Genomic DNA, 13,170 nt, shown 5'->3' with positions numbered 1-13,170 from the left:
GACCCATCCGCCCGTGGTCAACTCGGTGGCTTGTTGTTCCATGGGAAGCAAACTCCAGGTTTCGTTTTCAGCATCGGGGCCGACGGCACTCGTGCTAAGGTGCTCGCGCGAACGCGGTGTGCAAGTTTACGCTAATCCCGGCGCCAGGCCGTGTCAAGTCTTTTGCCGGCGAGCTTCCCGTCATGGAACGCAAGGTGGCCTTCAGTCGTCCTTCAGACGTACCAACAGGTATTGCGAGCGTCGCTCCCCAGGTATATTTTCGTTAATCTATGAAACGCAATTTCACGATTTCCCTCAGCCTCGTGCTGGTATCCGCGTGGTCCTTCGCCGCGCAGGCGCAAGTGGAAGGCCCGACGATCCGGCTCGAAAGCGCAAGGCTGCACTTCGTAACGTTCGAAGAGGTTGACGAAATCGCCCGCGGGCAAAGCAAACCACCATTGAGTACGCTTTCCGACACGCCGTCGTTATTCGGCGGCCGGACCGTCATCTATCCCGATCTACAACTTCTGGCTTACATCGACGAGGAACGCGGACTCGGCCGGCGCGTGCCGCTGGTCCTGTCCTTCGACCAGTACTACCGGATGCGCAGCGCGGCGCAATTCAGGCAGATGTGGCGGACATCCGTGCTGTCCTACGTTTTCGACACCGAAACGCGACTCAGAGAGGAAGGCCTGCTGACCCTTGATGTGCCGGTGAACCTGCCTACTTTTCTCGGCGGCGGGTCGCCCGTAATCCGTATTCTCGGAAACCAGCGCATCGAGATGGACATGGCCAGCGAATGGACCGAAGGCAGCGCGAGCACGGCGACCAACCGTTTTTCCCGCGCGCCCAACGTGTCCATGAAGCAAAACCAGGAATTTACCGTTACGGGGAACATCGGCGAGAAGATCGAGGTCAACATCAAGCAGAACAGCGAAGCGTTCACCGATCTCGACAACAACCTCGCCATCCGCTACCAGGATGTCTTCGACGACGGACGGGAAGGAAACGGCATCCTGAAGAGCTTCGAGGCGGGCAACGTTTCCCTCGAACTGAAGAACTCGGAGTTCACCGGCTACACGCAACAGCACACCGGACTGTTCGGGATCAAAACGACGGGCCAACTCGGCGGTTTCTACCTGACCGCGATCGCCAGCCAGGAGAAGGGGGAAGGCGAATCGGCCACGTTCCAGGCGGGCTCGCAGGGTTCCAGCCGGACGATCAGGGACCTCGACTTCAGGCGCAGGACCTACTATTTCATCGACGAACGGTACCGCCGAAACTTCTCGCGCAGGGACGTAAACGGTTCCCACATCGCGGCAGAGGACTCGGTCCGGTTGATCCAGGTCTACGTGTCGGGACAGGTTACCCTCACCAACCAGGCCAGGCTGGTCAATGCCAGCGCCTTCCCGGAGCCCCCGGTGTACGACGCCGAGGGCGTGCTCATCCAGGGTTCCGAGGAGGGTGAATTCATTGAAGGAAAGTTCAGGTTCCTGGAGTCCGACGAGTTCTACGTAAACGAGCAATTCGGCTACATCGCGCTCAATACCCCCCTCCAGGAAGACGACATGCTCGCGGTGTACTACGAGACCGTGAGCCTGGACGGAGAAGTCAGAAAGTACGGCCGTCTCGACGGCGACGTCCCGCTGCTTCGCCTGCTCAAGCGGCAGCAGGAAAGGCCTCCCGATGTGCAGGACGACCCCGCCGAGTGGGGGACCTGGCAGTACGAGTGGCGAAACGTGTACTACCTGGGCCAGACGGATATCGATCCGAATAACTTCGACCTGAGGATCTACCGCATCGAGTCCGAAGGCGAACACAGTGAGATCGACGAGAACGGGACGCCCTACGTCCAGCTGCTGGGGCTCGACCGAAGGGGAGTGGACGCCCACTCAGAGCCCGACCGGCGTGTCGATATCGACTACTCGCTGATCAATTTCGAGCGGGGCGAACTGATCTTCCCCGACCAGTATCCCTTCGCGCCGATGCTGACCCGGAACTCTGCCGGACAGCTGGCCTATCCGGATACCCAGGACGAAGGCCTTCCTGACGAAACGCCCGGGATATACAACCTGTCGAACGAACAGATCATCAGCGAGCACAGCAGGCTGCACAAGTACTTCCTGGAAGTCGAGTACCGGAACCAGCTGTCCCAGTATGCGCTCGGGCGGACTAACATCATCGAGGGGAGCGAGATCGTCCGGTTGAACGGCCAGCAACTGCAGCGGGGAACGGACTACATCATACTGTACGAGGTCGGGCAGATCCGTTTCACGAATGAGGAAGCCCTGACCCCGGATGCCGACGTAACCGTCCAGTTTCAGTTCGCCCCGTTCTTCAAGCCCGTGTCGAACACCCTGCTCGGGTTGCAGGGCGAATACCAGTTCAGCGAACGGTCCTGGATCAAGGGCACCCTGTTGTACCGGTCCGACAAGTCCCTGGAACAGAAATCCCGGATCGGCCGCGAAACCGGGCGCTACATGATGTGGGGGATCGATACGCGCCTGGAATTCGAACCGGACTTTATGACTTCTTTCATGGACTTCATTTCCCCAGCGGACCTCGGGGACGAGGCGTCCTCGCTGATTATCGAGGCCGAACTGGCCCAGAGCGTGCCCAACCCAAATATCCTGGGCGACGGGTTCATCGACGACTTCGAGGGAAGCAAGGAGGAAACCGACCTGGGCGTGCGCCGCAGCGGCTGGCGGCCGGCCAGTCCGCCCGATCAGCATACGCACGGCCAGCGGGGCCGAATGATCTGGTACAATCCCCTGGAGCAGGTCGACGTCCGCCAGATCTATCCGACACGCGAGGTCACGGGCCGCGACCAGCTGCAGCACGTGCTGATCATGGAATTCGATCCCACGGAACCCGACTTGCGCTGGGGCGGTATTCACGCGGATTCTTCCTTCAACGCGCCGGGGCAGCCAGCCGGACCGGATGACGTGCTGAACCGTTGGGCCGGGTTGATGCATCCCCTGTCCGGAAGCTACGTCGACCAGACGCGCAGCCGGTTCATCGAGTTGTGGGTGAATGGAAACCGGGGCGAACTGCACATCGACCTCGGCGTGATCAGCGAGGACGTCAACGACGACGGGCGGCTGGATACGGAAGACGACCGTAGCGACGGTTTCGGAAACAATCTCCTGGAGCCGGAGGAAGATATTGGCCTGGACGGCCTGCGGGACGAGGACGAGACCGGTTTCGACCCGGTCACCAACCCGGACCCGCACGGGGACAACTTCGCCTTCGAAGGCACGCAGGGCGGCAACGTGCCGGTCGACCAGGTCGACTACAGCAGGATCAATGGACCGGAAGTCAATGCCAGCGATCCGGACCAGAACCGGCGTCCCGATACCGAAGACCTCGACTACTCCGGATTCCTCGATGTTCAAAACGATTACTTCAAATTCGCCGTGAACCTGAGTCCGGACCACGAAGACACGATGTTCGTAGCCGGCGGCGACCGGGAGCGATCCAACTGGGAGAACCCGGACAGCTGGCGCCTGTACCGCATTCCGTTGGACATCGGACTGTCCGGCGCCGATCCGGCCGGCCAGGATCCGTCGGAGGACGACACCGGTGGGCAGGACAGTGCGGACGTGGTATCGATGATGGAGGGGTTCGCAACGTCGAACCGGGCCTACGACGGTTCGGTGGGCATGCCGAGGTTCGACCGGATCGAAACGGCCCGGCTCTGGATCACGATGGTCAACGAACAGGTAAAAATGCGCATCGCCTCCATCAACATCGTGGGCAACCAGTGGCAGGAGGACTTTCAGGGGGCCATCACCGATTCCAGCGGTTTCCCGGTACCGGCCGAAAAGCTGGCGGAATACGAGGAGACTTTCGATGTGGCCGTGAAGAATACCTACGACAACCCTGGGGAATACACTACGCCACCCGGCGCGATCATCGAGTACGATCGGGTAACCGGCCTGCAGATCAAGGAGCAGTCGCTGATCCTCACCTATACCAACCTGCAGCCTCACCACAGCGCCCAGGCTTACCGTACGCTGTTCTCCTTCCAGGACTATACGTTGTACAACACCCTGAGACTGTACATCCACGGCTCGGATCATTTCGAAGGCGACCGGTCGCCCGAGTTTTTTATACGATTCGGCAGCGGTGAATTTGACTATTACGAATACAGGACCCGCGTGGTCCCGGGTTGGGACGATGCGAATCATCTCAGGGTCGTTTTCGACGACCTGACGAATCTGAAAAGCGAAACTGAAGCCGCGCGGGTGACGGCGACGACGGCGGATACCACCTATTCGGTCATGCTGAGCGACGGGAAGGAACGTCCCGTGCGTTTCAAGGAGGGTCCGCCGGGCACGGGGCGCACGGTGGCCATTGCCGAGTTGGAAGGGAACCGGCAGTACAGGGTACTCGGAGCACCCGCGCTTGCCCGGGTCCGCCATATCACGGTCGGGATCTACAACCCTTACGATACTGAACTTGAGGGCGGCGAACTGTGGCTGGACGAACTGAGGGCCGGTGACGTCAGGCGCGATCGGGGCCTGGCCGGCCGCTTGAAGATAGACGCCGATTTCGCCGACGTATTCTCGCTGTTCGGGACCGTCAGAAGCGTGGGCAGCCACTTCCGCCGGATAGGCGGTGAAGAAGCGGGGAGCAGGACCACCGTGATGAACTTCTCCACCCTGTTGAACCTGGGAAACATGCTGCCGGAAGACTGGGGGCTGTCCGTTCCGGTGCGCCTTCGCTGGAGGAACGACCTCAGGCTGCCCCGGTTGCAGGTCGGCTCCGACATCGTCCTGCTGAACAGCGAACAGCGCGAAGCTCAGCGCACGGAGAACACCGACCGGTCCTTCTCGACTTCAATCTCCAAGCGGATCGGTTCCACGAATCCCTTCGTCGCCTGGACCGTGGAGCGCCTCCGGTTCGACTACACGTCGACCAACTATTTCCGGCACTCCGTTTCCAGAATCGATACCACCGGGGCCTACCGGGCCCGGCTGCAATACAACCTGACCCCTCGTTCGAGAATCCAGTGGCCGATTCTCGGCTGGATGCCGCTGCCGGATTTCATTTCAGGACTGACGTTCAACCCGCTCCCCGTTCGACTGGAATTGTTCTCGGAGATCAACCGAGACAGGCGGATCTATCTTAACAGGCCGGGTCGGACCGTCGAAATTGGAGATACCAGTGAGACCCCTTCGGCCATTATGGACCGGAGCGAACGCTTCACCCGGTACCTGAACAGGAATATACGGGCGATCATGGAACCTTTCAGATCCCTGAGGATGAATTACAACCTTGCCGTATCCAACGACATGAAGGCCGATTCCACCGTGTCCTTTACCAGCCTGGAATTCGGACCTGAAACCAGCTTCCGCCAGAACCTGGGTCTAGACTACCGCCCCGAGATCACCACCTGGTTCAGGCCTTCCTACAACTTTACCACGTCATATGCGGAGAACCGGAATCCACAGCTTCAGCTTGTCGGCGCTTCTCCGGAAGCGCGGACCATCTCGTTCAACAACCAGCAAGGCGTGCGTACCAACGTCAACATGGCCAGGATGGTATCGAACGTTTTCGGGAGAACTTCCAGTAGATCGGAACCGGGAGACTCCGGATGGTTCAGGCGTAACCTGGCGGACCGTTTTGTCACCGTCTTGAGCAATCTCTCGCCGGTCACGCTGAATTTCACGGTCAGCCGCAATCAGAACTTCTTCAACGCGGTCTCCCGCCCGACCCTTCGGGAGCGCATGGGCTTGTCGGACTATTTTTCCGTACCGTTCGATACCCTGGGGACCGGCGTCGGGGTTACCGGCATCCAACGGAACCAGGAATCGGAAGCGAACCGGTCGTCCTTCAACGTCGGAACGGGGATCAATTTCCTCGGAGCGTCCTTTTCCATCAGGCCCACCTGGGTATCGACCCATAACCGGTCCACGAACCTGAACCGGAAGCAGCGCAACACCACGTGGCCGGAAATGAACTTGCGCTGGAGTCCCAATCCCAGGAGCATGGGCGAATTCGGCCGTCTGTTTCGCCGGATCGAACTGTCCAGCGGTTTCTCGAGACGCAACGTCAAGAGTACCGACCTGAAGCAACAGGACCTGGCGGTCGCGCAGGGCGCCGCGACGGGTGATTCGGACCCCGGCGAATCCGCCATCACCCGGACGACCACGACGACCCTGTCTCCACTATTCGGTTTCGTCTTCGACCTGAACGCGGGCCTGGTGTTGAGAGGCAATTTCACCACGTCGGACGGACTGACCCAGTTCGGGCGGAACGCGACCGATCAGAAACTGCAAACCAGGTCAATAACCGTCGCCGTAGACTACCGGCTCAGGCCCGGTGTCCGGATCTTCGGGAGGAGAACGAGCGGGGACATCAATGCTCGGCTGCAATTCACCCGGAACTCCAACAGGACGCTGATCTCCCGGATAGGCGGCGATTTCCAGGCCAACAACGGCCAGAATCAGAACCGGTTCTCGGTCACGACGGACTACCGGTTCAGCAGGTACGTCCGCGGTGGCGTGACGCTTGAGCTGACGAATACGTTGAACGTGATCACCCAGCAGAAGCGGCTTCGCCGAGGCGGCGGGCTGTGGACCGAGTTCGTCTTCAACTGATTTGTTCCGAGGGTGAGTATGACAAGAGGGGAGATACAGGCCGTCATCTTCGTCGCAGTCAGCATGCTGGCCGGCGCCGTTATTCTGCTGGTGAAACAGTATAACTCGGACTTCCTGCCCGATCTGGGACCTGCTTCGGCGCATGGACGGCTGAACGCAGGCATCGAGACGGCATCCGCCACGGCTGACGTGGACGATTCAAACGCTCGCCTCCCGTCCACCAGGGCGGACTCGGGACGCTCGACCATCGAGGCGGCAGATTCGGGACGCCCGGCCACCGGACCGGACTCGGGACACCCGGCCGACGGCAATCTGCTGGTACCGGTAAACACCGCCCCTGCGTCCGAACTTCAGAAACTGCCGGGGATCGGTCCGAAACTGGCGGAGGCGATCATCGAATACCGGACACGGTCCGGACCTTTTGAGCGGGTCGAGGAGCTGCTCGAAGTGAAGGGGATCGGTCCCGCTAAACTCGGCCGGATACGACCCCTGGTGAAGCTGAAGTGAATGGGCGGTCGCGCCTGGACGAGTCTGGACGCGCCTGGTCGGAAGCCATGCGACAGTGTGCCGGAAATCCCTGAAAACAGCCGGAAAACCGGGGTTTCCAAACGGCCTTTTTTATTGACATGCACCCCCTGAAAATCTATTTTCGATGTGGTCCGAACGGTAATTGCCGGAGGTGGGGATCATGCTGCGAATCAGCACAGGAATCGCCAGGGGCCGTCGGCTGAAGTCCGTAACCGGCGACATCCGTCCCACCGGCAGCCGCGTACGCGGATCGCTGTTCGACATCCTGTCGGCACGAATCGTAGATGGTACGGTGCTGGACCTGTGCGCCGGCACAGGAAGCCTGGGTATTGAAGCGCTGAGCCGCGGCGCGCGCTGCTGCCTGTTCGTCGACCGCGACCGGCGCGCCGTCCAAACGATAAGAGACAATCTCGCCCTCTGTGGGTTTCGCGGAAGCAGCAGGATCTGGATGACAGACGCCGTTCGGGGTCTCGATCACCTCGCCGACCATGCCTGCGAGGCGGACATCATACTCGCCGATCCGCCCTATGGCGATCCGGTTGCGCGGGAAATCGTCCGGACCGTCGGCGAACGGAACGTGTTGTCTCCGGGCGGCCTGCTCGTCCTGGAGCATCACAAAGACGATCAACCGGAATCCTGCGAAGGTCTCGACCTGGTGCGCAGACGAACAACCGGCGACACGGCGCTGTCTTTCTTTCAGCCCGACCGGTCCGATCAACACCCTCGGTCCGATCAGCACGGTCCGGCGACAACCATGAACTCGACGGAAGTCCTGCCCATCGATCTTCCACCTCCTTCATCGAGAACCCGGCGATGAAAGTTGCGGTGTATCCCGGTACTTTCGATCCTGTAACCAACGGACATCTGGATGTGCTGAGACAGGCGCTGTCCGTGTTCGACCGGGTGGTGGTGGCCGTTGCGACCAATATGGAAAAGCACCCGATGTTTTCGGTGGAGGAACGCGTGGATCTTTTCCGGCAGGCCGTGGATGGCTGGACGGGGGTCGAGGTGATGTCGTCGGACGGACTGACGGTCGAACTGGCCGGAAGGCTCGGCGCCCATGCGATCGTCCGCGGCGTTCGTTCCGCGGGAGATCTGGAAACGGAATCCCAGATGGCGCTCATGAACCGGCGCCTCGCCCCGTCGGTGACCACGGTATCGTTCTTTCCCGGTGAACCATCGGTGTACGTGAGTTCTTCGCTCGTGAAAGAGGTCTTCCGCTTCGGTGGCGACGTAAGCCATCAGGTCCCGCCTCCTGTGTTAAAGGCGCTGTCTGAAAAGCGCGGCTCGACCGGCTGACCCCCGGTTATTCAAGGACTTCCCGACTCCACCCTCCGCCCCTTCTCATGCCCGCTATTCGTCCACTTTCCCGAAAACTGGATCGCATCGCACCCTCCGCGACCACCGTACTCAACGAGCGGGCCATCGCGATGAAACGCGAAGGCGTCGAGGTTTTCAACTTCGCCGTGGGCGAACCGGACTTTCCCACGCCGGACCATATCAAGGAAGCCGGCATGGCGGCGATCCGGGACAACATCACCCGGTACACGCCCGCGACCGGCATCCTGGACCTCAAGGAAGCGATCTGCCGCAAGCTGGTCCGGGACAACGGGCTCGAATACGCACCGAACCAGATCGCGACGACCTCCGGAGGCAAGCACGCCCTGTACAACCTGCTCTACGTGATCTGCGACGAAGGCGACGAGGTCCTCGTCCCGGCGCCCTACTGGGTCAGTTATCCCGAGATGGTCAAGCTCGCGGGCGCCGTTCCGGTGGTGCTGAACACGGGTCCGGGCGCGTCTTTCAAAGTGACGGCCGGCCAGTTGCGGTCCGCGATTACGCCGAAGACCAAGGCGCTCCTGCTCAACTCACCCTCCAATCCCACGGGCATGGTGTACGCGCGGGACGAACTCGCCGCCATCGCCGAAGTGGTCATGGATACGGGGATATATGTCATAACGGACGAACTGTACGAGAAGATCCTGTATGACGGCCATCGACACATAAGCATCGCGGCCTTCCATCCGCAGATGAAGGAACAGGCGCTGGTGGTCAACGGACTGTCCAAGGCGTACGCCATGACCGGGTGGCGCCTGGGTTACGCCGCCGGTCCCGCCGAGGTAATGGATCTGGTCTCGAAATTCCAGGGGCAGACGGTCTTACATCCGAGCGCCATCACCCAGCACGCGGCCATTGCCGCGCTGACCGGCCCCGAGGACTTCCTGCCCCCCATGATCAGGGCGTTCGATCGCCGACGGAACTACATCATGGAAAGACTGCAGAACATGGAAGGCGTGGCGTGCGCCCCGCCCGGCGGCGCGTTCTACGTGTTTCCCGACCTGTCGGCGTATTCGGGCCGAACGCGGCCCGACGGCAGCCCCATCGAAGGATCGCTGGACCTCGCCATGTACCTGCTCGAGGCGTACCAGGTGATTTCGGCGCCGGGCGCCGCCTTCGGGTCCGAGGGATGCCTGAGGTTTTCCTATGCAACCACCCTGGACGTGATCGAAAGGGGCATGGACCGGGTAGAGGAGGGGTTGTCGTCCCTGGCGGGTTGACCGACCGCGAAGCTCCACGGCAACCTGTCGAACGCACGCGAAGCTCAGCGGCAACCTGTCGAACGCACGGCGGAACCATGGAGAACTCGAAAACCACGCTGGCGGATTACCGGCATCTTTTCAGCAGGATCGACGAGAAGGGGCTTGCCCGGGTCCTGGAACTCGCCCTCGACCGTCAACTGATCGTCAAGCTGCTGCACATCTGCGGACTGGTCCGGGACGGGCGGGACCTGGCGACTACGGCGATGCACACGCTCGCCGCGCAGCTCGCCGGGGACTGCTTCGAGCGGGAAGTCACGGCCGCGCAGGTCATCCGGACCCTGGTTCAGACCAGTTCACGGGAGATCGAACAGATCGGTAGTTCGTCCCCCGAAGGCATCAACTCCCTGTTGAGTGACCGGACCGACGCCTATACCCGGGAGTGCGGACGGATGACCTTCGCCATGTTGCTGGACGAACGCGAGGCGGTTTACGCACCGGCGATCGAACGCCTGAACCGAATACCGGCCTTTCAATCCCGATCCGGCGTATCGGAGGAGACGGCGTCCCCCTACCTGCGGGACGATCCCGTCCTGAACGGCGGGCCGGAGGACGCACGCCCGATGGAGGACGGGCGCGGAATGGAGGATACCGACCCGGCGTTGATCGAAGCCCGGCGGTACGGCGCGGACCTGGAAAAACGGAATCGGATCCTGGAAGACCGCGTCAGGGAGATGCAGCGGCGAATCGAACAGTTCAGCGAAGAAAGCGGCGCGGAATCTGAAAGGGTCGCCCTCTTCATCGATGTGCAGAACATGTGGTATGCCGCCCGGCAACAGCACGGCATGGCGGCGCGGGTGGATTTCGAGAAGCTCATGCAGGCCGCCGTGAGCGATCGCCGGCTGATACGGGCCTACGCCTACGTGATCCAGACCCCGGAGGTGGACCAGAGCGGATTCGTCACCATGCTGGAACAGTTCAGCTACGAGGTGAAGCGGAAGGATCTCCGCAGGCGCAGCGACGGCTCGGCGAAAGGCGACTGGGACATGGAGATGGCCATCGACATGATCAGAATGGCCGAGAAGGTCGACGTCGTCATCCTGGCCAGCGGCGACGGGGATTTCGTGTCGCTGATCCAGCTGCTCAAGGAACTGGGCCCGCGCGTGGAGGTGTTTTCCTTTCCGCACAACACGGCGCGGGACCTGATGGAAACCGCGGACCATTACCATCCCATCGACGCGTCGCTGCTGATCGATATGGATCCGGCCCGCTAAAGTCGCAGGACATTCGAGACATCGTTTATACATGGAGGAACAAATGGTAAAGATCGGCATGGTCGGTGCGGGAAACGTGGGCGCGACCGCTGCCCTGTACGCCGCGCAGAAGGAACTTGGCGATATCGCCCTGATCGACGTGGTGGACGGCATCCCGCAGGGCAAGGGACTGGACATGATGGAAGCCGGGCCGGTACTGGGCTATGATTCAGCGATCGAAGGCTCCAACGATTTCGCGGCCCTGGAAGGCGCGGCCCTCGTGGTGGTCACCGCCGGCCTGGCCCGCAAGCCGGGCATGGACCGGCTCGATCTGTTGAAGAAGAACGCGGAGATCATCACGTCCGTAACCGAAAACATCGTGAAGTACGCGCCGGATGCCCAGATCCTGATGGTCAGCAACCCGCTGGACGTCATGACCTATGTCGCCCTCAAGGTATCGGGGTACGGGCGGAAGCGCGTCTACGGACAGGCCGGCGTGCTCGACTGCGCCCGCTACCGCTCCTTCGTCGCCATGGAACTCGGCGTATCCATGGAAGACACGCAGGCGATCATTCTCGGCGGGCACGGCGACACCATGGTCCCCATCCCGCGGTACACCACGGTCTCCGGCATACCCATCACCGAGCTGCTGTCCCGGGAAGCCATCGACCGCATCGTTCAGCGGACCCGCGACGGCGGCGCGGAGATCGTCAACTACCTCAAGACGGGCAGCGCCTACTACGCCCCGGCGGCCTCCGTCGTCCAGATGGTGGAATCCGTCCTGAAGGGCAAGAACCGCGTACTGCCCGCCTCGGTCATGCTGGAAGGCGAGTACGGACTGCGGGACGTCTGCGTGGGGGTGCCCGTGAAGCTGGGCAGCGAGGGTATCGAGGAAGTGATCGAACTGGCACTTTCGGAAGACGAACGGGCGGCGCTGCGTGCTTCCGCCTCGGTGTACCAGGAGAGCCTGGACGAACTGGGCATATAACATCCTCATCAAATGAAAGAATGCAGACGGAGGAGGAAGAACGCGACATGGCTGCAAAACCACCCGCTGGTGGAAAACACATAACCATCGATGACCGGGGCGTGCTCAACGTCCCGGACCAGCCGGTCATCCCATTCATCGAAGGCGACGGCACGGGACCGGATATCTGGAGGACGGCTCAGCGCGTTTTCGATGCCGCCGTCGACAAGGCGTACGGCGGTGACCGCCGCATCGCGTGGCACGAGGTACTGGCAGGCGAAAAGGCCTTCAACCTTACGGACAGCTGGCTTCCGGATGAAACGGTAGAAAGTTTCCGGGAATACCTGGTGGGCATCAAGGGACCCCTGACCACGCCCGTGGGGGGCGGCATCCGCAGCCTGAACGTGGCGCTTCGCCAGATCCTCGACCTGTACGTATGCCTGCGGCCGGTACGCTGGTTCACCGGCGTGCCCAGTCCGGTGCGTCATCCCGAGAAGGTGGACATGGTCATCTTCCGCGAGAACACGGAGGACGTGTACGCCGGGAAGGAACAGGAGGCCTACAGCGACGAGGCCGCCAGGCTGATCGCCTTCTGCAGGGAACAGTTCGGGTGGGAAATCCGATCCGATTCGGGCATCGCCATCAAGCCGGTGAGCGAGACCGGCAGCAAGCGGTTGATCCGCGCGGCGGTCGAGTACGCCATCGCGCGGAACCGCAAGAGCGTCACCCTGGTGCACAAGGGCAACATCCAGAAGTTCACGGAAGGCGCCTTCCAGAAATGGGGATACGAACTCGCGAAGGAGGAGTACCCGGACCGGCTGGTCAGCTGGGACGAATGCGGGGGCAACGTCCCGGAGGGCAAGATCCTGGTCAAGGACGCCATCGCAGACATCTTCCTTCAGCAGATCCTGACCCGTCCCGACGAGTTCGACGTCATCGCCACCATGAATCTGAACGGCGATTATATTTCCGATGCCCTGGCCGCCCAGGTGGGCGGTATCGGTATCGCGCCGGGCGGCAACATCAACTACAAGACCGGACACGCCGTGTTCGAAGCGACCCACGGCACGGCGCCGAAATACGCCAACCAGGACAAGGTCAACCCGGGTTCCGTCATCCTCTCCGGCGAACTGATGCTGCGCTATCTTGGCTGGGACGAAGCGGCCGGCCTGATTATCCAGGGGATCGAGAAAGCCATCGGGGGCAGGATCGTAACGTACGATTTCGCCCGCCTGATGGACGGTGCGCAGGAAGTCAAGTGCTCGGAATTCGGCACCGCCATCATCGAGCGGATGTAGGCC

Annotated in this window: 8 protein-coding genes; all 8 read left to right on the top strand. The window is 61.5% G+C overall.

Going from position 1 to position 13,170, the window contains the following annotated elements; all coding sequences use genetic code 11:
• Positions 1–269: 269 nt before the first annotated feature.
• Positions 270–6,584 carry a cell surface protein SprA gene (gene sprA / locus F4X08_14495; protein MYD27008.1) on the top strand — a complete coding sequence of 2,105 codons (6,315 nt, stop codon included), beginning with the start codon at positions 270–272 and terminating at the stop codon, positions 6,582–6,584.
• An 18-nt stretch (positions 6,585–6,602) separates the two neighbouring features.
• On the top strand, positions 6,603–7,091 hold the full coding sequence (locus F4X08_14490; protein MYD27007.1) for a ComEA family DNA-binding protein: 489 nt from the start codon (positions 6,603–6,605) through the stop codon (positions 7,089–7,091).
• 181 nt (positions 7,092–7,272) lie between these two features.
• On the top strand, positions 7,273–7,929 hold the full coding sequence (rsmD, locus tag F4X08_14485) for a 16S rRNA (guanine(966)-N(2))-methyltransferase RsmD (GenBank protein MYD27006.1): 657 nt from the start codon (positions 7,273–7,275) through the stop codon (positions 7,927–7,929).
• Positions 7,926–8,411 (top strand): pantetheine-phosphate adenylyltransferase, encoded by a 486-nt coding sequence (gene coaD, locus F4X08_14480; GenBank protein ID MYD27005.1) that lies wholly within the window; start codon positions 7,926–7,928, stop codon positions 8,409–8,411. The genes rsmD and coaD overlap by 4 nt, the downstream gene beginning before the upstream one ends.
• 47 nt (positions 8,412–8,458) lie before the next feature.
• The gene (locus tag F4X08_14475) at positions 8,459–9,670 is read left to right on the top strand and encodes a pyridoxal phosphate-dependent aminotransferase (protein MYD27004.1); all 1,212 of its coding nucleotides are present in this window, start codon (positions 8,459–8,461) and stop codon (positions 9,668–9,670) included.
• A gap of 713 nt (positions 9,671–10,383) precedes the next feature.
• Entirely contained in the window at positions 10,384–10,923 is a 540-nt protein-coding gene (locus tag F4X08_14470; protein ID MYD27003.1) for an NYN domain-containing protein, read from the top strand.
• A 43-nt stretch (positions 10,924–10,966) separates the two neighbouring features.
• Positions 10,967–11,890, top strand: a complete 924-nt coding sequence (gene mdh, locus F4X08_14465; GenBank protein ID MYD27002.1) for a malate dehydrogenase — start codon at positions 10,967–10,969, stop codon at positions 11,888–11,890.
• Between the two features lie 47 nt (positions 11,891–11,937).
• On the top strand, positions 11,938–13,167 hold the full coding sequence (locus F4X08_14460) for an NADP-dependent isocitrate dehydrogenase (protein MYD27001.1): 1,230 nt from the start codon (positions 11,938–11,940) through the stop codon (positions 13,165–13,167).
• Positions 13,168–13,170: the final 3 nt, after the last annotated feature.

Source organism: Gemmatimonadota bacterium (assembly GCA_009841265.1).
GTDB lineage: Bacteria > JAAXHH01 > JAAXHH01 > JAAXHH01 > JAAXHH01 > JAAXHH01.
Note: the sequence above shows the minus strand (reverse complement) of the source record. Positions and strands in the feature narration are given on the sequence as shown.

Bases quoted from the DNA above. Each gene is read 5' to 3' on its own strand.
- sprA (MYD27008.1), top strand. From the start codon at position 270: ATGAAACGCAATTTCACGATTTCCCTCAGCCTCGTGCTGGTATCCGCG.
- F4X08_14490 (MYD27007.1), top strand. From the start codon at position 6,603: ATGACAAGAGGGGAGATACAGGCCGTCATCTTCGTCGCAGTCAGCATG.
- rsmD (MYD27006.1), top strand. From the start codon at position 7,273: ATGCTGCGAATCAGCACAGGAATCGCCAGGGGCCGTCGGCTGAAGTCC.
- coaD (MYD27005.1), top strand. From the start codon at position 7,926: ATGAAAGTTGCGGTGTATCCCGGTACTTTCGATCCTGTAACCAACGGA.
- F4X08_14475 (MYD27004.1), top strand. From the start codon at position 8,459: ATGCCCGCTATTCGTCCACTTTCCCGAAAACTGGATCGCATCGCACCC.
- F4X08_14470 (MYD27003.1), top strand. From the start codon at position 10,384: ATGCAGCGGCGAATCGAACAGTTCAGCGAAGAAAGCGGCGCGGAATCT.
- mdh (MYD27002.1), top strand. From the start codon at position 10,967: ATGGTAAAGATCGGCATGGTCGGTGCGGGAAACGTGGGCGCGACCGCT.
- F4X08_14460 (MYD27001.1), top strand. From the start codon at position 11,938: ATGGCTGCAAAACCACCCGCTGGTGGAAAACACATAACCATCGATGAC.